At 55.5% G+C, this 20,012-nt stretch carries 15 protein-coding genes and 4 pseudogenes; 6 read left to right on the top strand and 13 right to left on the bottom strand.

Going from position 1 to position 20,012, the window contains the following annotated elements:
• Nucleotides 1-669: 669 nt before the first annotated feature.
• From AS026_RS03455 to AS026_RS42210, 3 genes and pseudogenes are all read right to left on the bottom strand, one after another.
• A complete protein-coding gene (locus AS026_RS03455; RefSeq protein ID WP_040679121.1) occupies nt 670-876 on the bottom strand; it encodes a hypothetical protein in 207 nt (68 codons plus the stop codon).
• Between the two features lie 98 nt (nt 877-974).
• Nucleotides 975-1,551 (bottom strand): annotated as a pseudogene (locus tag AS026_RS39160) (IS630 family transposase); the annotation flags it as partial.
• A gap of 1,734 nt (nt 1,552-3,285) precedes the next feature.
• Complete coding sequence (locus AS026_RS42210) at nt 3,286-3,570, bottom strand: hypothetical protein (protein WP_162145363.1); 285 nt, start codon at nt 3,568-3,570, stop codon at nt 3,286-3,288.
• 50 nt (nt 3,571-3,620) lie between these two features.
• On the opposite strand from AS026_RS42210, the gene AS026_RS42955 reads away from it, so the two are divergent.
• From AS026_RS42955 to AS026_RS39155, 3 genes and pseudogenes are all read left to right on the top strand, one after another.
• The gene (locus tag AS026_RS42955) at nt 3,621-4,106 is read left to right on the top strand and encodes an acyltransferase family protein (protein WP_235777085.1); all 486 of its coding nucleotides are present in this window, start codon (nt 3,621-3,623) and stop codon (nt 4,104-4,106) included.
• 476 nt (nt 4,107-4,582) lie between these two features.
• Nucleotides 4,583-5,419: an SGNH hydrolase domain-containing protein gene (locus AS026_RS42950; protein WP_235777084.1), complete on the top strand. Its 837-nt coding sequence runs from the start codon at nt 4,583-4,585 to the stop codon at nt 5,417-5,419.
• Nucleotides 5,420-5,800: 381 nt separating this feature from the next.
• Nucleotides 5,801-6,059, top strand: a pseudogene (locus AS026_RS39155) (integrase core domain-containing protein); the annotation flags it as partial.
• 105 nt (nt 6,060-6,164) lie between these two features.
• Here the strand turns inward: AS026_RS39155 and AS026_RS03430 are convergent.
• From AS026_RS03430 to AS026_RS41600, 3 genes are all read right to left on the bottom strand, one after another.
• Nucleotides 6,165-8,324: a peptidase domain-containing ABC transporter gene (locus AS026_RS03430; RefSeq protein ID WP_007539753.1), complete on the bottom strand. Its 2,160-nt coding sequence runs from the start codon at nt 8,322-8,324 to the stop codon at nt 6,165-6,167.
• Nucleotides 8,325-8,351: 27 nt separating this feature from the next.
• Complete coding sequence (locus AS026_RS03425) at nt 8,352-9,437, bottom strand: HlyD family secretion protein (protein ID WP_007539755.1); 1,086 nt, start codon at nt 9,435-9,437, stop codon at nt 8,352-8,354.
• Between the two features lie 114 nt (nt 9,438-9,551).
• Entirely contained in the window at nt 9,552-9,716 is a 165-nt protein-coding gene (locus tag AS026_RS41600) for a class IIb bacteriocin, lactobin A/cerein 7B family (RefSeq protein ID WP_131815271.1), read from the bottom strand.
• Between the two features lie 318 nt (nt 9,717-10,034).
• Here AS026_RS41600 and AS026_RS44390 point away from each other — a divergent pair.
• Nucleotides 10,035-10,153, top strand: a pseudogene (locus AS026_RS44390) (IS110 family RNA-guided transposase); the annotation flags it as partial.
• 625 nt (nt 10,154-10,778) lie between these two features.
• Nucleotides 10,779-12,125 (top strand): oxygen-independent coproporphyrinogen III oxidase, encoded by a 1,347-nt coding sequence (gene hemN / locus AS026_RS03420; RefSeq protein ID WP_028746993.1) that lies wholly within the window; start codon nt 10,779-10,781, stop codon nt 12,123-12,125.
• A 146-nt stretch (nt 12,126-12,271) separates the two neighbouring features.
• Here hemN and AS026_RS03415 read toward each other — a convergent pair whose 3' ends face one another.
• From AS026_RS03415 to AS026_RS03405, 3 genes are all read right to left on the bottom strand, one after another.
• Nucleotides 12,272-12,709, bottom strand: coding sequence for a Chromate resistance protein ChrB (locus tag AS026_RS03415; RefSeq protein WP_341872178.1), 438 nt, complete (start codon nt 12,707-12,709; stop codon nt 12,272-12,274).
• A gap of 265 nt (nt 12,710-12,974) precedes the next feature.
• Nucleotides 12,975-13,778 (bottom strand): sulfite exporter TauE/SafE family protein, encoded by an 804-nt coding sequence (locus AS026_RS03410; RefSeq protein WP_007539760.1) that lies wholly within the window; start codon nt 13,776-13,778, stop codon nt 12,975-12,977.
• A gap of 237 nt (nt 13,779-14,015) precedes the next feature.
• Nucleotides 14,016-14,222, bottom strand: a complete 207-nt coding sequence (locus AS026_RS03405; protein WP_040679123.1) for a hypothetical protein — start codon at nt 14,220-14,222, stop codon at nt 14,016-14,018.
• 699 nt (nt 14,223-14,921) lie between these two features.
• On the opposite strand from AS026_RS03405, the pseudogene AS026_RS03400 reads away from it, so the two are divergent.
• A pseudogene (locus AS026_RS03400) lies at nt 14,922-15,974 on the top strand (cytochrome-c peroxidase).
• Here AS026_RS03400 and AS026_RS03395 read toward each other — a convergent pair.
• From AS026_RS03395 to AS026_RS03380, 4 genes are all read right to left on the bottom strand, one after another.
• A complete protein-coding gene (locus AS026_RS03395; protein ID WP_028746992.1) occupies nt 15,961-17,232 on the bottom strand; it encodes a deoxyguanosinetriphosphate triphosphohydrolase family protein in 1,272 nt (423 codons plus the stop codon). The pseudogene AS026_RS03400 and the gene AS026_RS03395 overlap by 14 nt on opposite strands.
• 2 nt (nt 17,233-17,234) lie before the next feature.
• A complete protein-coding gene (locus tag AS026_RS03390) occupies nt 17,235-17,432 on the bottom strand; it encodes a MarR family transcriptional regulator (protein WP_028746991.1) in 198 nt (65 codons plus the stop codon).
• A 771-nt stretch (nt 17,433-18,203) separates the two neighbouring features.
• Nucleotides 18,204-18,593, bottom strand: a complete 390-nt coding sequence (locus AS026_RS03385; RefSeq protein ID WP_007539776.1) for a type II toxin-antitoxin system VapC family toxin — start codon at nt 18,591-18,593, stop codon at nt 18,204-18,206.
• On the bottom strand, nt 18,590-18,823 hold the full coding sequence (locus AS026_RS03380; RefSeq protein WP_007539778.1) for a type II toxin-antitoxin system Phd/YefM family antitoxin: 234 nt from the start codon (nt 18,821-18,823) through the stop codon (nt 18,590-18,592). Before AS026_RS03380 ends, AS026_RS03385 begins: the two co-directional genes overlap by 4 nt.
• Nucleotides 18,824-20,012 lie beyond the last annotated feature (1,189 nt).

The following is a 20,012-nucleotide window of genomic DNA, read 5'->3' as shown; positions in this document are numbered from 1 at the left end:
TCGGACAGAGGCCATGTCGATGCGCGCACTGCAATGCGGCTGCGTTGGGTGGCGAGGCACAAGGGATGCCTAATGAGGGGACGAAGCAATAGCCTGACGGGTATACTCACCGTTGTCAGCGCCAATAGCGGCAATCTTGCCCAGGTGCTGCAGGTGAATGACACTCAGTTCGCCTCGCTCGCTACGCCACATTTCGGCGCCGTCGGCACACTTAGCGGCCAGATCTTTCCATTGGGCTTCGAGTTGGGGGCTTGTCTGGTTTCCCGACAGGCACTGCAAAGATCGGGTTCCATCTGTCAAATGCGATTCGACGATGTAATCGTTGCCGTCGGCCTAGAGGCTAGGAGAGCTTGCGGTCGACCCCTTTTTGGAGGGCTCTCCGCATCTTTTGCGGTGGAGGGTCGGACGCTGCCTGACAATGCTTGTTTGCAGAGCAGTCATTCTCTTTCGATCCCTAAAAAAATCACCTCTGTGCGTTCGGCGCGCCTGCAAGCCGCGGCGCCTTTAACCGACCCCGATCTGCAGCCGGACGCAAATAGGCGACAGAAAGAGCAATACCACAGGACGCTCTCTCCATTGCTGACCACATACTGACAGCCAAGGTACCGAATGGCTTTAGTGCGGACATTGACTTAACCGCGCACCGCCCCTCGTCCCTCGCACCTCATTTTATTTGGGGCTGCTCGAATTACTAAGCTGATCAAGCGACGGACTGCGCGACGACGGGAAGGAGTTGCTCAGTGCCGCTTCATGTTGTTTTCGTGCGCCAGCCGCTAGAACCGCCGCGAATTCGTCGCTGCTAACCTTATCGGCGGCTAAGACCAGCCGGATCAATGGGTCAGCCAGCGCCTCGGCCATCGTGAGTTCGTTGATCATTAGAACCTCCACATGTCACCGGCTTTTATAGGCACACCAATGTTACATGTGGATGAAATTACGTGGCGTCAAACGCTGGCTGCTAGAACAAATCCTGTTCAATCCGGGTCATATCCAGCGGCCCTGAAGTAGTTGGCGCATTCTGCGGGAGTGAATCGGGGTATCAAGCGCCGACTGCCTCCCACAGGGCATCGATCTTTCGCTCCGCCCTGCCTCGCAGCATGGCTTTCAATGTGGAGAATGCGCTCTCGATAGGGTTGAAGTCCGGACTATAGAGCGGGAGGAACATGAGCTTGGCGCCAGCACCTTCGATGCATCGCGAACACCTGCTTGCGCCGGCAGGTTATCCATGACGACCACGTCGCCAGTTCCGAGGGTCGGCAACATCACCTGCTCTACATATGCCACGAAGACGTTCCCATTCATCGCGCCATCGTAGACAAACGGTGCGGTCATTCCGCCGAGGCGCAGTGTGAAAGTCGTTGTTCCAGTACCCGTGGGGCACGCCGGCTCGGCATCGCCTGCCTCTGAGCGCACGGCCGCGCAGGCGTGCATCTTCGTGGATAAACCGGCTTCATCGATGCAGATCAGCTTCTCCGGATCCAGGTCCAGTTGAGCATCGAACCAAGCACGTCGACGCTTCAGGACATCCGGTCGATTTTGCTCCAGTGCATGTTAGTCTAAGCTAGCTGCATCGCGTCGAACCGCTTTCTGTGGCTGCGGCCCAGCAAAACAAAGATATCGAACGGTCGGCGTTCGTGCCAACTTGGGAAGGAGCATGGCACGATTTTAGCTGCACTCGTCGTTGCAGTATGAGGGATGGCTATGATAACGGCTCTGCGCGCAAGGCACCAACAAGAGACATCGGATGCACTACCGCATCAACCACCTCGGTCCGCAAGCTCGCTCGAGGAACAGCACGCACAGGAACCAGCTACAGGCTTCGAGTTAGAAAATATTGCAGATTAGGAAGACGAAAGCATTTCGGGACTGCAAATATGGCCGCAAAAAATCGATTAGCAACTTACGGAACTCGGGCGCTCGGTAACCCTCATAGCGATCAGCTTAGGGATCTCGACGGTCGCTGGACGTCTGGGAAGATTTGGGGCCGCCTCCTTGATGCTGAATTGGGTTCCGACCTCGGCTTTCCGGGCTTGATTCTCGGAGAACATGCTTATGAGATACCGGTATCGCTATTCGAGTCTGCAGACCTCCCGAAGCATTGGGAACGTCTGGACGCGTTGGAGGGAGAGCGATACCAAAGAGTCACCACGATAGTCGACGTCGACGGTGAACAAATCGAGGCTTGTGTGTATGCATTGGCGAGGAGACCGGTTGGTTGAAAGTGCCCCAAAGTCAGCCCAAGGTTACGGATATGACCAGGAGAGGAGCGCTGCATTCGGCCGCGAACGGTTTTAGGAGACGTCGTTAATTGCCGGGGAGTCATCGTTTAGTCCCGGGTTCTCGAAGATCTCTCCCGCCAACGACGTAAGCTGTTCGACGTCTTGCACGCCTCGTTTCCGCAACTCAATAATAACTAATGCAAGTCGGCTGACCGCAAGCGCGTCCTTCTCGACGTTGGATGCCCGACTGACCGCCTTAAGCGCTGCATTACAGAGGCGTAGGTCTTCGGGGGTGAAAGAAATTTCGCGAGTATCGACGGGCTTTACACTGTTCATGAAGGAGTTCAAAACCTGACGTCGCCGACATTGACCGTCGACTTGTTAAGGATGTGCCTGGTGTGCACAGGATGACCGCGGCCGGCCGCCAACTTGATATCCCCGGCGCCGCGTTTTAGCAAGGCTTGCGAGCTCCACCTGAAGCCGTGGTTCTTGTAGCGATCGGAAACGATCCCGCAATGGGTTCGCTTGTCACCATGCAGGTTTTAGCCGGTGTATGGGGCAACGATCTACTTTTCGCTGTGCGCCCGGGCGGCCCCCGACAAGCTGGCGCCTTCCGTCCTTTGCCTCAACCGACCACCGGCGTCGGTAACATCCCGAGCCCCTTTAACGGACGTCGATCCTATTGGCGCGGTCAGGCTGACGGTTTCCGAAAGACCCGCATTTGTTACTCGAATGGTTTCCATCCAAACAATCGATTCCACAGATTAAATGTGCTGCGTTAGAAGGGAAAGATCCGTGCAATCGAGGTTTCACGAATAGTACAGGAGGGCATACATGTTTCGCGGTGCTCCAGTTTTAAAGAGAGTCGCCCGCGGTTACTTAGCGTCTCCTCCGATCACGAATCCGATCAGCTGGCGATGGAGTTTCGAGCCCTCACCCAGGCCACTCACAAAGCGGAACGGCTTGATCGCGCAATAAAACCGATTAGTCGAGGTACTATACATCCCGTAGCTCGGCGGCTTCGCCACCAAGCACTGTCCGCGGTCTATGGATAGTCAAGGTGAGGCTATTTGCGGCGAGGGCGTCGGCTCTGCTCGTTTTCCCACCGCGACCATATCGCTCGCCGATTATTTTCGAACGGTGCCCTCGCGATGCTCTTCTGAAAAAACGCTTTAGTGTTCGGTGGCAGGTCACGCGCTTCCTTGAAGCGGTTCTTTCTCGCCACCTTGCGAAACCTAATCCACCAACCTTCAGTAGCAATAGAGTCAGGCCCGGCCAATGCCCCGAAAGTTTCAAACTGATATTTCAAGCGCTGCGGGGAATAGCTGTAGTGCTCGTTGTTCTCTACCATGCGCGCATCGCCCCTTTCCACGCCGGATATGTCGGCGTAGATATTTTTTCGTGATCTCTGGCTTTCTCATCACCAACTTGGTCGCGGACCAGCTTGAGCAATCCAGGTTCAGCTTTCCCCAGTTTTATTATCAGCGTGCGAAACGGCTGTTGCCAGCAGCCTACGTGGTAGTTGCCCTGACGACAATAGCTGCGCCATTTTTGCTCTCGGACAGCAGCCTGAGAGAGTTTCGCGACCAAGTTCTCGGTGCACTCACTTTCTCGGGCAATATTGTGCTTTGGTTTCAGGGCGGCTATTTCGACGTATCCGCTGAAACGAAGCCCCTTTTGCATTTCTGGTCGCTGGCCGTCGAAGAGCAGGGCTACTTGCTGCTCTCGGCGTTCCTGGCTTTTTCTCCTAGAAGATGGTGGTTCCCGGGGGCTATTTTGCTGTTTATTGCTACCTTGCCTTGTGCTGTTATCTGGCGTTTTGGCATCCCTCTGCTGCTTTCTATCTGCTTCCTTCCAGGTTTTGGGAAATCGCGTTGGGGTCACTAGCAGCCTTGCTGTCAGTGACCCCGCGCATCGCTTCGGCGATGTCTTGGACGCGGCTCTCAGCGTTAGCGGTTCTCGTTTTTTCCGCTCTGGGTCTCGCGCATCCAGTAGTGGGCGCCGCTTTGGTTCGCATGGCGACTGCGGTGCTGCTCGTGATTCCCGGAAGGAACAACGGAGCAGTTCGAGCTATAGCTGGCGTGGGAAGAATCTCCTATTCCCTGTATCTGATCCATTGGCCTCTGCTCGTATACGTGAAGGCTCTTTGGCTAGCAGAGCCCCCGACTCTTGCGATTTGGTCAGCGCTTGTAGTTTCGTCCGTTGCGAGCTGGCTGCTCTGTCGGTTTGTCGAGGAGCCGCTGCGCCAAGGCACCCCGCCTGGTCTAAGGCTAGTCTCCGGGCTTACCGCCGCATCAGTTATTCTAGCGGTCTCGCCATCGCTAGCCATCGCAGTAACCGATAACAATGTAGAATTCGGGGAAATGCGTCGTATCAATTTCGGTCTTAGTAGCGCGTGCGACTTCATATCGCGACAGCCGCCTCAGGACATCCCGGAGCCCTGCCAGTCATCAAAAAAACCCGAAATGTTGGTGTGGGGTGACTCATTCGCAATGGCGTTGGTTCCGGGTCTTTCAGAAACGATCGGTAAAGCAGGGTTGGCTCAGCTAACGATGAGTGGATGCCTCCCGGCCATAGGTGTTGCCGCGATCACTAAAATATCGCCGTCACCATATTCGCGCGCATTTGGTGAGAGCTGCATACGCTTTAACGACAGTGTTCTGTCCATATTGGGGAAGCGGAACGACATTAGCACTGTAGCTATATCAAGCCCTTTTGACGCCTCCGTATCAGCCGATTTTAAAATGCTCGCTAGGACCAAAGATGGATTTGTGGAGAGCGAACCCTCCCTGGATATTGCGGTGGATGGGATCAAGGCTCTCATCGACGCTGTCCGCTCGTTGGGCAAGCGAGTTGTGGTGGTTGCGCCGCCGCCGGTCGGTAACTTTGACATTGCGGATTGCCTAGAGCGAAAAACAAGGGGAAGCCCCATTCTCGGACCTTACAGCAACTGCAAAATATCCCTCAGCGAATACCGTCAGAGCCGCGCCCGTACACTGGAGCTGCTAAATCAAGTTTCCTTGAAGGCCGACGTAGAGATTGTTTCTTTCGACGACTTTCTCTGCGATGGGATAACTTGCAGAACCGAAATCGACGGCAAGTTCCTCTATCGAGATAGTGGCCATCTCTCCTATGCGGGCTCGGTGACTATCGCTCGGCAAACAAAACTTGTCGAGAGGCTGATTGGGGCCGCACGTTAGACGCTTGTCGCAGCTGTGGCACCTCGAATGCGGAGAGGCGGCGACGAACATTTCCTTCCGAAGAGCGCCTGCGGCGCCTGACCGAGCAGCATTTGTCAATAAACTCCTTCGAACCGTCCGAGAGTCGATACTGATCAATACGGCCGCGACAGCAGGGTGATGGTATCCGTCGCCGTTTAGCTGCTGACGTGCCACTGCGAATTTCCTCCAGAATGGATTAGAGTAGGCCGATTAAAGGACGGGCCATGAAGACGCAGCGATTTGCGTAAGAGCGGATTATTGCGGTGTTGAAGGAGCAGGAAGCTGGCGCGAAGGCGTCGGCATTGCAGCGTCGTTCGAAAAGCGGCAGCTCCCGTGCTAAGCGGCGGCCGGAGAGGGTAAATGCGCGACGGACTGTTCAACGAAGGCCTATTCTTCAGCCTAGATCGTGCCCGAAGCGCCATCGCTGAATGGGCAGCCGTTATAATCATTTCCGGCCGCACTCATTGCTCGGTTATCAGACCCGGCAGTTATGCGGGTTGCACGCACCGCGCCATTTGGCGAATTCAAAACCGGCGGAGCTCTAATCGCCGCTGGATTAAAGCTCAGTGGTACGTCAACGGTGCTAGTGCGCGTCGGTGCTTCTTTTGATGAGCGATGAACAAGATTTGATTTATATGCCAACAAATGCAGACGGTGATGACTGTTGCAATCGATCCGACATCGACCAGCATCGGTTTTTTGGACGCCGGATCAGCGAGCATGTTTACTCTGAGGAAGAACTCTGCGCCCGCCACAATCGGGCGTAAGAATCAGCACTCTTCAACAGCTCATCGTGCGTTCCCTCAGCGATGACCCGCCCCTTGTCCAGGACTACAATTTTGTGTGCGCCACGAACGGTCCTCAACCGATGAGTGATGACGATGATGGTTTTCCCGGTGCTGGAAAGATCCTCAACAACCCGCATGACAAATTCTTCCGCTGCGGAGTCCAAAGAAGAGGTCGCTTCGTCAAGGATTAGAACCTCGGGATCGCGATAAAGGGCGCGAGCTAATGCGAGGCGCTGCTTTTCACCTCCCGACAGGCGTATACCGTTATCGCCTAGCTGCGCCTGGAAGCCCCCGGGCCAGCGCTCGATGCACTGCCGTAGCCCTATTTGATCACAAATACGTACGATTTTCTCGAACTGGACGTCGAAGTCGCCTAAGGCGATATTTTCGATCACGGAACCGGAGAAGACGTCGATTGATTGCGGTACCGCAGCTACCACCCTTCGCAATAATGCGCTCGAGAGGTCTTGGAGGGCATATTGGCCGATCCGGATGCATCCATCCTCAAGCTGATAGACATTCTGCAATAAGGCCGCAAGAGTACTTTTGCCCGAACCGCTCTCCCCGATCACGGCCGTCACCTCTCCCTTGCGAAACCAGACGCTGAGATCCTTAAAAAGCACTGGCTGCGCGCCATAGCGAAACGTGACGTTCTCAAGGCAAATATCGCCGAGACCGATCTCCGTAGCATCGATGCCGCTGCACCTTGCTGGCTCCAGTTCGAGGATCTCGAAAAGTCTGTCCGCCGCGATAAACGCGTCCTGAACGACGCGGTTGGTCTGGAGCAGGCGAGCGACTGGTCGGGTGACATAGCCAAGCAATGTATAGCAGGACAGCAATTGGCCCGGTGTGATGGCCTGTTCGAGCACCAGCGTTGTTCCGAACCACATTAGCACGATGGTAAAAAGGACCGACAGGAATGCCGAAGCGTTGTCGCCGCAGATTGCGATCAGGCCGGAGCTGTAGACGGAATGCAGCATCTTTACGAAGCGGGTCTCCATCTTAAAGATTGCGAAGCTCTCAACGCCGGAGGTCTTGATGGTAGAGACGGCTCCGAGTGATTCCACCAGTTGCGCCTCGAGATCGGCAGCATTCTCCATGATGACACGCTGAAGATTCCTATTCATCCCATTGATGGCCCAATATGCGAGGAGGTACATTGGGATGGAGAGCGCCACGATCAAAGCAATCTTCCAGGAATAAATGAACATCAGCCCGAACGAGAACAGTACCATCAGCACGTCGACAAACATGTTTATCGAGACGTCGTTCAGGAAGCTCCTGATTTTCACCGCGTCGTTCATGCGCGACACGATTTCGCCCATTCGCATGCTGTCGAAGAACTTCTGGGGCAGGGCCAGGATGTGATTGTAATAGCCGAGGATCAGGTAAACGTCGATCTTTTGCCCCGTCTGAAGGACCAGCCGACCTCTAAGGAGGTTGATCAGGATCTGTATCACGAGGATAAGCAGCATTGCGATGCTCATCAAATTGAGCAGGTTGCGGTTGCCCGCTGGGATCACATGATCAACGATATTCTGTACGTAGATCGCCGTGGAGAGACTGAGGATCGTCGTCACCAGCGCGCCGGCGAGAGCCTGCGCCATCACCGTCCTGTGTGGCGCAAGTAGACGGGCGAATCGGACGAACGGCGACGTGGTCTCGTCGCGGCGATTGAACGTGTCTGCAGGAACCAGCAGAACCAGGACGCCGGTCCATTGCTCCATGAATTCCTGATGCGACACTTTGCAGATTTCGCCATAAGCCGGGTCCATGACGGTGACCCAATTGGCGTCGATCGCGTAGACCACTACGAAATGGTGCAGGACCTCCTTGACGACGACGTGCGCGATAGCGGGCTTAGGGATCTTGTGCAGGCTGTCGAAGCCACCTTTGACGCTCTTAGCGACGAAGCCCAGCTTCTGCGCCGCTTCCGTGAGCTCCAGCATACTCGTACCGGAGCGGTCGGTCGACGCATACTGGCGGATGCGCGCCAATGGCAACTTGTAGCCGTAGAAGGCTGCGACAGAAGCGAGGCTGGCGGCGCCGCAATCCGTGATGTCGCGCTGCTTGAACTTAACTGCCTTATTCGACATGGAAGCTCGCTGGCTGTTGGGACAAAATTAGCGCCCTGACAGCATCGGATTAAGCCAATCGTCTGCCTGATCATAGAGCAGTTGCAGGAGAGTGCGATTGGCCAACAGAAAGCGGGCCCGCACGGTCATGCCTTTCTTCAGGTGACCGATGGCTCCGCTCTTTAGCGCGAGATCACTGCGAGAGAGCGCGCAGTGGACCTTGAAGACCGAGTTCCCGTCATGCAGAGTGAAGTCCTGCGCCACATCGAGCACCGTTGCTTCGATGACACCCCATTGATTGTAGTTAAAGGCATCCACTTGGAGCCGCACCGACTGACCAGCCTGCACAAAGCCAATGTCGTTGGGGGAGACGTAGATTTCCGCCACCAGTTCGTCGTTCGGCGAGATCCAGGCAACGGTTTGCCCCATCGGAACATAGCTGCCGGGCGCGAGGCCGGAGAACTGCTCGAGAGCGCCCGACACTGGGGCACGGATGCGGTGCAGGTCTCGTTCGTTCTCGAGCTGATGCAAGGTGGCCGTGAGTTCCTTTAGGCGTAGGCTAGCGTCAAAGAGCTGCTGGTTCCAATCGGCGGTTTTGCGTCGCGCGAGGATCTCCCCTTGGACCTCGATGCTTTGGAGAGCGAATGCCTTCTCCTCAACGGCCTTCGCAGGCGCCGCAGCAGCCGAGACAAGGCGCTTTGCGCGGTCGAGTTCCGCCGCGGCGTTACTGCGAGCATATTGGTTCTCGCGCAGCAGGTTGAGAAAATGCACCCTTTCAGCCGTCGCGAAGTCGGTTTGGAGGGGGGGTGAGACACTGGGCCTTGCGACGGAGGAGATCAGCGTTTGGAAGTCATGGGCAAGATCGCTCTTGGCATGAATGTCGGCTAAAACCGCGTTGAGCTTTTCCTCAATAACCTCATCGTCAAGGGCGAGGAGATCCTGCCCCTTAGCAACAACATCGTTCTCAAAGACAAGGACACGGGAGATGCGTCCGGAGACGGGCGCTATCAGGGGCGTCTTCTCCACGATGGGGCGAATAGTACCGGCACTCTGCACAGAGACCGGTATGGTGACGAGTGGCAGTGAGGCAAATGCCGCGACCACGAAGAGCAAGATCGCCTTATAAATGCCCAAAGATCGACCTGATCGTCGCGACAATATAGTTTCTGCGGTGCAGCTGGCCGTTTCAGCAGAAAGGGGAACTGCTCTGTAGTCACTAGAAAGCATCGAGAGCCAGCGCCCTTTGTATCAATCAAAGAAGTAATGGTCCAAGGCAGCGCCCCCGATGCTCGCAGCCACGAAGCCGACAAACGCGGCAATTGCGAATGGTATTTGCCAAATACCTCCAGAGATTTCAGCTGCTTCTTGAGGATTTAATTCAGTTACACGATAGGCTGCCGTGTCGATCTTCATTGGTTTTCTCCTTTCAAGAGATGCTTCTTCGGGGCAGTCACGTGATAGGCTGCCATGTCACTCTTCATTGTTGTCTCCGCTCCAGAGATGAAGTGAGAAGATGCTAAGGTCCCGTCGGGAGCTCCTGGCGGCGCGCAATAAAAAGGTTCAAGATTCGTGCCAATGCAGAAAGAGCGAAGAGCATCAGAGAACTGTTCTGCATGCTATTCAATGGCTGCCCCCCAGAGCGCTGCGACGTGCCAAACCGCACATCACCGTCTCAAGCACGACAAACCCGACTAAGGGTTCTGAATGAACGTCCTGACCAGGAGTCGACAGCCACTGTCGCAATGGCTTTATGAAGGACTTGCCAGGGTAGGATTGCCGTCGAGACCAGGGAAAGCCCAATCTAATAAGACGGACCGCAACGTGCGCGTGGCATGGCCCAGATGATGCGACGTGGCAGATAATGCAATCAGACGAATGCGAAGTCCCACCCTGTCAGATGCATATTTGGCAAGGTCGGCCACAGCTGCACACCAGCAAAGTGGACCAACGCATCCACGCTGTTTTCCAAGGTGACATGGGCCAAATTCGCAGTGTTCTCCATTGCCGTCGTAGACAAGCACGCGTTGTCGGCAGCCTCGCTTGAAGTTGCACGTGCGGCGGCAGGGTTACGCATGTATCATGCCAATAAGATGATATGCGCGGAGCCATTGTCCTATGTCGGACGTTGTCAAAAGTATAACGTTGCGATTGGATTTCAGCGTTCGGTCATGGACGTCACAATCCGAATGCCGCCATAATGGCATTTGAGCTTAAATGTCTTTCGGCATCTAAACCAAGGACAGCTCGTTTTAGCGACTTCGATGATACGCAAGTCCTGGATCTTCAACTTGGCTGGCATGACCTTTGCCTCTCCGATTTAAAGGCGGCGGGAACGCGCGCGTCCGGCTTTCCACGAGGGGACGCCTTGATGCCTGGCGACGAAAAGCACTCCCCTTAAGCGCAGAACTTCATTTGATCGAAGGAAGACCAGACGTGAGATCTGGACATGACAAGCCGGACTGGAGACGAAAGTCATTGCGCGCGGAGTCATCGATTTTCGTCTCGAAAAAATATAGTGGGGCGCATTTGCCTTGGTATACCATCTACCCAACGATACAGGAGTTTTCTTCAGAAGTCGGCGCCCACACTTATGAGCAATGGCTGAGAAGCCTAGAAGCTGATGACGCTGTTTCGCTCTATCTTCACATTCCATTCTGCCGCTCGATGTGCTGGTATTGTGGTTTTCCGACTAGCATCACTCGTCTGGATACTTTGATCATCAATTATTTAGCAGGGTTGCGTGAGGAGATCCGGGTGGTCGCGGAACAAACGCCACAGGCACTACCGGTGAGGGACGTGCACTTCGGTGGCGGATCCCCGACCATCATGCCGCCGGCAGACTTCCTGTCGCTAATGGAACTCCTGCGCGGCTGTTTTGCGTTGGAGAACGCGGCAAACATCGCTATCGAGGTCGACCCCCGCACGTTCACCATCGATATGGCCGAAGCCTTAGAAAAAGCCGGTGTAAACCGCGCAAGCGTCGGTGTGCAGAGCTTCGATCCCATCGTACAAAAAGCGATCAACCGGGTTCAGAGCGAGGCGCAAGTGATGACTGCCGTCGAAAACCTGCGCCTGCATGGAGTAGGGCGCATCAATCTCGACCTGATGTTTGGTCTGCCGTATCAAACAGTCCAGTCCTGTCGCCAGAGCGCGTTGTTAGCTATTGCGATGCGTCCCGACCGCCTCGCGGTTTTCGCTTATTCTCACGTTCCGTCCTATAGAAAAAATCAGCGATTGATTGACAGATCAGCGCTGCCCGATTTAGCCGCGCGCGCTGAGCAGGCCTCAGTCATGGCCGATACTCTAGTTGCAGCCGGCTATCTGCAAATCGGGCTCGACCATTTCGCCTTGCCGCATGATGAGCTTGCACTAGCGCACAGAACAGGTCGTCTGCGGCGCAATTCGCTTGGGTACTCCGCCGAAACGCGCCAAACTGTGATTGGCTTCGGCGCGTCGGCCATCGGTCGTTGCCGCGAGGGTTACGTTCAAAACGAACTCACACAAAGCTTTTATAACCGACCCATTGCGTCCGGCCACCTAGCGACGTCAAGAGGCTATCGTCTAACCATCGAAGATCGCGTACGGGCCGCAATCATCGAGCAACTCATGTGCTACTTAGAGGCAGACGTACCAGCAATCTGTACGGCTCACGGATTTGATCCGATCCATTTGCGTAGTTCAGCTAAGCAGTTGGACATTCTGGCGGAGGACGGGATAGTTGATGTCGACGATGGTTTAATCCGTGTGCGGCAGGAATGTCGCTTTGCGCTTCGCGGTGTCGCTGCCGCATTCGATGCTTTTCTTGGCCGCCCGTCCCTCTAGAGTGTGGCTCCAATTAGCGGTTCTCCTCGTGTGCGTCACCTGCTGGCATAGGTGTCGAGCAATGCCTCGCAGGCCATTCATTCTTCAGCCTCGGCTCTAAGAGCTGCGCCATAAAGTCGAGTTTACAGAGCAGCCTTGGAGGTTCTTCAGATCGACGTCATTATCCTCAAGCTCGGCGTAGGTGAAGTGGTCCGCTGCCCGTTCGTAGTGATCTCCGCATCGAAATCCCCGCACTTGTCGATGAACTTCCGACAGGCCTCGTCTCGGTCAGCCTGGAATCTGGCGATGACTTTCTCTTCCTGGAGCCGATCGACCGCGACCGTTTCCAAGATCACGGATTCTCCATCTCGGAGACGCCAATTCTCGATCATCTTCAGACCGCGGACGTGGTCGTCGGTCTTGGGGAGCAGGCAAACCCCGTTCTGCAGATACCTGCGACCCGCTTTGCACCGGGTTCGGGCGGGACTTTGTAGGTCAGCAGCAGCCAGGATGACGTAGCCATAGCTGCATTCCAATGTTACGGCTTTCACAAAACAGTGTGCGGGAGCTTTAAATTCCCCCGCGATGAAGATGGTACTGCTCACCTGCCATCTTCTTCGCCTGGGGCTGCTGCGCATGCATCCAATCAGCCGCTTGCTGCGCCTTGCTCGCGGCGGTGAAGATGGCCCTGGGGTCGTTCTTCAGGACCTTGAGTAATCAGCACCAGCGCAAGGAGGACGGCGACAAGCCGTTGCGCGGACGCGCCGGGCGTCGCGCGCTCCGACCACGCCGGTATGGAGCCCAGCGCGGCAGGCCAGGCCTGCGCTCTCGTTCTTTGTGCGGGTTGGGATCAGCTACAGAGTTGCGCAGCTAGTGCCGCCACACCTTCACCGCAGAGATCAGAAGAATGATTGCCAAGGCCGGAAGCAATATCGCATTCGGAACAATGCCGAGCAGTAGACCGCCGATAAATGTGCCAACGATCGATCCTGCCGCCATCACCAGCATGAACGTCTTGTTCCGGCCGATCACCGAGAAGCTCTGATCCCGGCTGTATCGCGTGAAGCTCACCAGCATAGTCGGCAGACTGACGGCGAGTGAGAGACTACCGGCGAGTTTGACTTCCGCCCCAAACAGAAGGACAAGCGTTGGGATCAGCAGTTCACCTCCGGCGACGCCGAGCAATGCCGCGACGATGCCGATCATGAAGCCTGCAATCACCCCTGCGACAAGTTGGACCGCTCCCGTTAACAATGGCTGGCCCGCTGTCGCGGCGTGCCCGAGGACCAGGACAATCGCGATGGCCACGAGTATGATCGCAATGACCTTGTAAAGGGTCTCTGATCGAAGCCTCGTCGCCCAGCCCGCCCCGAACCAAGCGCCGATCAGGCTGCCCGCGAGAAGATTGACTACGATCGGCCAATTGTCGGCGATAACACTAAATGGCACGGTTCCAGCGCGAAAGGGCAGCGCGGTCGCGACGACGACGAGGCTCATGGCCTTGTTGAGAATGACCGCCTCAAGGGCCGCGAAATTGAAGAATCCAATCAGGATCGGAAGTCGAAACTCGGCGCCACCAAGGCCGACGAGGCCGCCGAGAGCGCCAATAATGGCCCCTCCACCGAAAGCAGCAGCAACATGACGGGACAAGGATGAATTGGCGGTGTCAGACATGGACGTTATGTATGCACAGATATTACGACGGTGGATAGTGGATATAGGGTGGAAGCGCCGCGAGTAACTATGCCGCTGTCGATGCACCGCCGATGTTGTTTAGGATCCTCGAATGCTCTCTTGAGTTCCTGGTGCAGAACTGCACGCCTGCGACGGCCGCTTCTCCTTCAACAGATTCTTGGCCTCGTCTGCAGCACGAGCCCATGCTGCCCGCTGCCTGGCGGGAATCTCAACACCTCAATCGCCTTTTGACCCCTGCCACGCCGGCACCGGTGGTCGGAGGCCGATCAGCGCGGCGATGCGCTGGCAACCCTCGTGAAACCCGACGCGTTCCAGACGCGACATCAGGGAAAACACGTGGCCTTTTTCGTCCCCGAGCGGGTCGAACCGGCCGCGCCCGTCATGCGTAGCAATGATGATCTCACTTCCGCGGCGATACTTCATCGCCCGCCTGGTGCTTTCTCTGACGTCAATTGCAAATCTCGGTTCCATGTCGCGTAGCATGTCCGATGTATCACAATGTCGGACATGCAAGACGGCGGGTTAGATCGATTGCGCTGTATCAAAAAAGAGAGTTTTGTTTTTGGCAGGCATTTTGCGCGGAGCCATTTGCAGGTGCGCAAGAGCAACGATAATGTGCGGAGAATGTCGAAATGTCAGAAAATTGCTTTCCGCCGCCGGGGCCTGCATCCGATCTTTCTCCAGTAGGACGATCCCGATGCAGACGAATTAAGAGGTCGTACAGGAATAGTCGAGCGAAGGCTGCACAGGAGCTTGCCGCGGTTCCCTCGCGCGGACGCCCAACTCTACATTCGTTCCAACCCGGCGAGATCCTCGATGTCCATAAAGGCGCTGTCACGGCAACTGCGGGAGGGGCTGATGATTCATGATGAAATGGATTCACTGGCGCAGGAAATCCGCGTCCCATATTAGCTCAGAGCCGGCTGGGCCTGGCCTATTCCGCTATCAGCGACAAAGAACCGCAATTCTTCGCAGGGAAGGAAGGCGGCCTGCAGGCAAGCCGCCTGGCCGACTTCTCCATCAGCATCGGCGGCCGGTAAGGCCCGAGGACTTGCGAACCTCGTTGTGATCGAAGCTCTCGATGTGCTCGGTTTGCGGCCCATCAAAATCCTGTTCACTACGATGGCTGCCGCCTTGATGGCGACCACCGCCTTTACTGCGGATCCGATCCCCGCAGACCTCAGAGCAATGGCGCTGGCTACCTTCAAGGCGTTGCCATCCACCACGCCGGCAGTCGTCAACAACCCGATCACACCGGAGAAAATCGTCCTAGGCAAGGCACTGTTCTTCGATCCACGCGTCTCGGCGTCAGGCGTTTTCTCATGCAACTCGTGCCACAACCTGGCCACTGGGGGCGACGACAATCTTGAAACCTCGATCGGCCATGGTTGGCAGAAGGGACCGCGCAACGCGCCGACGGCACTGAACGCTGTCTTCAATATCGCGCAGTTCTGGGACGGTCGCGCCGAAGACCTGAAGGCTCAGGCCAAGGGGCCGGTCCAAGCCAGTGTCGAAATGGCCAACACACCGGGTCAAGTCATTGCCACGCTCAAATCGATGCCGCAATATGTCGAGTGGTTTAGTGCAGCTTTCGCGGGTGACGCCGATCCCGTCACCTTCGACAACTTCGCCAAGGCAATCGAAGCCTTTGAGGCGACACTTGTCACGCCGGCTCCATTCGATGCCTTTCTCAATGGCGATGACGCCGCAATGACTTCCGAACAGAAACAGGGCCTGACGCTTTTCATGGAAAAAGGCTGCTAGTCCTGCCATGCCGGTACCAACGTTGGTGGGAATGGCTATCACCGTTTTGGCATTGTTGAAAAGCCCAGCGTCGGCGTCCTGCCGGAAAAAGACAAGGGCCGTTTTGCCGTCACCAATACATCCGACGATTTATATGTTTTCCGCGCAGCTCCGCTGCGCAACGTAGCACTCACGGCACCTTACTTTCATTCGGGTAAGGTTTGGGATCTCAAACAGGCCGTCGCCATCATGGGGACCACCCAGCTCGGCGAAGCATTGAAGGAAGAAGAAGTCGACCTGATCGTTGCCTTCCTTAATTCGCTGACCGGAAAGGTACCAGAGGTCGCCTATCCCCTTTTGCCCGCCGAGACGGGGGGAACACCCCGCCCTGTGTGGATAAAGGAGGGGAGTAGGGGCTCTATCGGACGATAGGATCTAGGACTGAGCTATCAGACGTGCCGTAGAGGCGGCCGTACATTCCTACGACCTCCTTCTCGGTCAGGCTAGCTACACAGTCAGCCGTAAATCTCGCTACGTTTTCCTCTGCTATCTCCCAAAGATAGCGAAGCTTCACGGGGAGAAATGTCGGATAAGTGCCCTTCGATTCTGAGTATATTGCCTCATATAGAGATCGCAGAATGTTCTTTTGACCGTGCTGCTGGGCGATTAGTGGCGGGCTTTTAATGATGAACTCTCTGAAGATCTGCTTTAATAGGATGACCGTCGTCTGCTCGTCTTCACCAATCCTGACTTCTTCCGGCGACACCACCTCCGCAGCTTTGATAAAACGGCCAATTAGTGTGGAAGTGAGATTTCTGAGCTGTAGGCGCTGATCCTTGCTACCTACGTAACGCTCGTAAAGAAGACTGTCGTAAAACTGGTTAAAGAACTCGAAGAGCCGGTGCAGAGAGTCGGACAATAGCTGCTCCGCATTAGGCGGCGCGTTATGCCATTTTTCGGCGGCGGCGTCGACAATTTGGTCGTGCGCTCCGAAGACCTCAATCCAAGGTATGGCCCCGCAGCGATGGAAATCCTCTAGGTCGTGCACTGAGTAGGCGATATCATCCGCCCAATCCATGAGCGCCGCCTCGACTGTCCTCTTGTCGCCACCATGGAATTTACGGACGAAAACAAAGGCCTCTGCATCAACCTTGTAGGCAGACCACTTAAAGGTTTTGTTCTTGTCCTTGCGATCACGCAGCCAGGGATATTTTAGTGTGGCTGCGAGCGTAGCTCTCGTTAAATTAAGGCCATTATGTTCTGGAAATCTGAGCGCGAGGGTGGTGAGAATTCGAAAGGTCTGGGCGTTGCCTTCGAAACCGTCCTGATCGTCACCGGAGACTAGCTGATCCAGCAACGATTCACCCACGTGGCCGAATGGCGGATGCCCCAAGTCGTGCGCGAGGCAAGCAGCTTCCACCACCTCTGCGTCGATCACGCTAGCGAATTTTGGATACTCATCGATGCAGCGTTGAGCTAGGCGTCGCCCAACTTGTGCAACCTTCAGGGTGTGCTGCTGCCTGTTGTGAAAAACTTCCTGCTCGCCGGCGCGCACCACTTGCGTAATTCCGGCGAGACGGTGAAAGGCGGTAGAGTAAAGTATTCGGTCGCGATCTCTTTCGAAGTCATTCCGTTGGTCGGTTTTGGTAGCTTCGTAAAAACGCTTCGAACGATCGTTAGCTGTCCACATGCTTAGGCGGCTTCGGACACCCGACCCAAGGTAAGCCGCATCCGGCTGTCGATTTCGATATAGCCTTTGTCCAGCGCAGATTGAACAGCGCGCTGCAAAGTCCGCTTGTCCTGGTGAACGGCCTTCGCCAGCTCGGATGGACGTATCGTGCCTCCGGCCGCTCTAATGGCCCTTACGACTTGATCGATATCGTTCGACATTCCAGTGACCCCTTAAAAAGAGTTGCGAACCAAGCCTAAAACAAACTGTTTTAGAATTGGTAAGTTCCCAATTTTGTTCTGCTTCCCTTGGCCCAAGCTGTTTTGCCCTCAGCTCGTTACAAAATGGATACCACTAGGCTACCTGCCGGACAAGCCAATGGAACAGAAATCACACTACACCAAATGTGGTGCCGCGATAGATCAAATGAATGGCCCATGTTGTCGCAGCGGCAACATTTTTTGCCCCACAAAAAACAGCGCCTGCTTCGGTTGAGTGAAATTCATCAACGAAATCAATGTTAATTTCTGTCGGTGGTGCCCCATGCCGGTGTCGTACCAGGGAAGCACGAGGCCCGCGCCTTTTCCCTTCTTTGGACAGATGCCACCCTCAGCGTCGACTTCTAAGATCGCTATCGGCCAAAAAGTACTGGGCTGAAGTGTCGATCCTGTATTTTACCCCGTGCATTAAAATCGGGGCCAGGCTCTCTACCCAAGGGCAGAGCTCCATCTTCTTGGTAAACCAGCGTACGCGTTTGTCGCCTCGGACAGGTCGCTGATGCCCACCAGCCGATCGACCGGACGCACCTGGTCCAAAAATCGCTTTCGCTCGGCTATCATTGCTGCTTTCTTATCTGTTTGTCTCAAAAACGCAGTCAATCTTCAATCACGTGAAATAAATGGCAGTGGGTTAAGACAAGTTACGCAAAGCATCGGCGGATCATAACAAATGGACCTCCGACTTTCCAGCAGTGACCAATGGGGATTTGAAGTTCACCACAAACGTTTAACGGCGGGGAGCGTGTCAAACACCTCGTCCGCTGAAATCAACGCCGTCCCAAAATCCAACGCACTGGCTGCCAAAAGACGGTCGAACGGGTCGCGATGTTCCCACGCAAGAGTCGCCACTTTCAAACAAATCTCCGGCGCCAGTGCGGCAACTCTGCCGCCTTGTTCTACCAGCAAGCTCGGCAAATGGTTGATGAATGGCTCCATCTCCGGCCACTTGCCGATACGAACCTTCTGTCCGATCTCGAAGAAGCTTATCGGACTGACGAAAACGCTGTCGGCGTCCGTAATTAGCGCGGTTGCTTTGGCAGATAAACGCGAATCGCCGGTCAGCGTCCATGCCCATGTGTGAGTGTCGAGCAATACAGCCGTCACTCTGCCCCTTCCCAAAGCGCCAATTCATCCTCACTCATAGGCTCGAAGAAATCTGGTCCATCTCCTGTGACCTTGTCTTTCAGTAGCCCGATGGTGAACCTGTTTTGCGTGATGGCAACGATCCGGGCAACAGGAGTCTTACCCTTGGCGATGACAACTTCTTCGCCAGCCTTCGCCGCCTCAATAAGTTTGGACAGGTTCGTCTTGGCGTTATGGATTGTAACCTGCATGGAAACCTCGGTTAGCTAAGTTAGACTGCTTTTTCATCTAAAATCCAGTCTCACTGGCATAGTCCCTACATACGCATGGTTCATCCGCTGTCGTATTGTTCGCATTGATTCGGCCTCTGTCCAGATCACCGGGATCGGTCATAGCTTATGAAGACACGATCCGTTGGCAACAACGATTGGCAATTTTGGTTATCGCGGGGGCCCAGTACGCAGCAGCTTACGACAGGAATCTAACCCTGCCGATCTCATACCACCGGCCACTAGTTGAGACTAGGTGGTCAAACCTTCGATTTCCATGAGGCGGTGGTGATCGTTGCGGTTGGCGGCGCGGTAAGGGACGGCCGTGCGGGAACTGAATCTCACGTTGCGATGGTCCCCGTAGGTTCAGCTTTTCCAAGAGCACTAAAACATCGGCTTGATATCGAGGCGTAAGCAAACCTGTCCGGGCATCAGTTCGCCATCGGAAGCCGTTCTGTGGCTTCCCAATTGGCGTTTCGTTCACCGCAATGGCCCACGACAGTACCCTCGCCGCCGCGGCAGGGTGCTTGCAATGCTGTCCGACCGCACTCGCAACCTGCCTATGTGAGTTCTTCAGCGTTATGCTTGATCGCGATTCTGTTCGGGAACGACGCCGCAATTTTCTCACGAGTCATGGCAGCTACGCGAAGAGGCGCCCATGGAAAAACTATCGGTGCGTTATCAACGATGCAAATGAGAGTGAAGTACGAACCAGGTCGAACGGCATCGTGTCGCGGACCCGACAAACCGAAGTGGTCGCTGCGACGAGCGTCTTCTTAGGAAAGCGGGCAGGGGAAATCAACCAACGATGGCGGCGCGGCCCGCGGCGCAGGTTCCATGTGGGCGTTGTGGTTACAGCTTCTATTCCGCCACGGTTTGTTGGAACGCGAAGGAGCTGATGGAACGTGTTTGCCATGGGTATGGCAGAATAGACAGCTCGAGTCCGTGAGGGGGAGGCGGACGTCATGGTGTTGGCTGATTTCGCAAACCTCCCTCATGCACTCCGCCTGCAGGCCATGTGGGGAACCGATGCGCTTCACTGTACGCACCGTGGCGCGGGCGAGGGTACTTCGCCGCGCGGTGATGGGTGGGTTGATGCAACAGGCCATAGCGAACGGCCAAATATCATTGGCAAATGCTTTGAGATCAAAGACGTTTGAGGAGCATGGCG

The sequence above is a fragment of the Rhizobium altiplani genome, assembly GCF_001542405.1.
Lineage (GTDB): Bacteria > Pseudomonadota > Alphaproteobacteria > Rhizobiales > Rhizobiaceae > Rhizobium > Rhizobium altiplani.
This window is presented reverse-complemented; position numbering and strand designations above follow the sequence as displayed.

Excerpts from the sequence above, each read along its gene's own strand:
- AS026_RS03455 (WP_040679121.1), bottom strand. The coding sequence starts at position 876 with ATGATCAACGAACTCACGATGGCCGAGGCGCTGGCTGACCCATTGATC.
- AS026_RS42210 (WP_162145363.1), bottom strand. The coding sequence starts at position 3,570 with ATGGTAGAGAACAACGAGCACTACAGCTATTCCCCGCAGCGCTTGAAA.
- AS026_RS42950 (WP_235777084.1), top strand. The coding sequence starts at position 4,583 with ATGCGTCGTATCAATTTCGGTCTTAGTAGCGCGTGCGACTTCATATCG.
- AS026_RS03430 (WP_007539753.1), bottom strand. The coding sequence starts at position 8,324 with ATGTCGAATAAGGCAGTTAAGTTCAAGCAGCGCGACATCACGGATTGC.
- AS026_RS41600 (WP_131815271.1), bottom strand. The coding sequence starts at position 9,716 with ATGAAGATCGACACGGCAGCCTATCGTGTAACTGAATTAAATCCTCAA.
- AS026_RS03410 (WP_007539760.1), bottom strand. The coding sequence starts at position 13,778 with ATGTCTGACACCGCCAATTCATCCTTGTCCCGTCATGTTGCTGCTGCT.
- AS026_RS03405 (WP_040679123.1), bottom strand. The coding sequence starts at position 14,222 with ATGAAGTATCGCCGCGGAAGTGAGATCATCATTGCTACGCATGACGGG.
- AS026_RS03395 (WP_028746992.1), bottom strand. The coding sequence starts at position 17,232 with ATGTGGACAGCTAACGATCGTTCGAAGCGTTTTTACGAAGCTACCAAA.
- AS026_RS03390 (WP_028746991.1), bottom strand. The coding sequence starts at position 17,432 with ATGTCGAACGATATCGATCAAGTCGTAAGGGCCATTAGAGCGGCCGGA.
- AS026_RS03380 (WP_007539778.1), bottom strand. The coding sequence starts at position 18,823 with ATGCAGGTTACAATCCATAACGCCAAGACGAACCTGTCCAAACTTATT.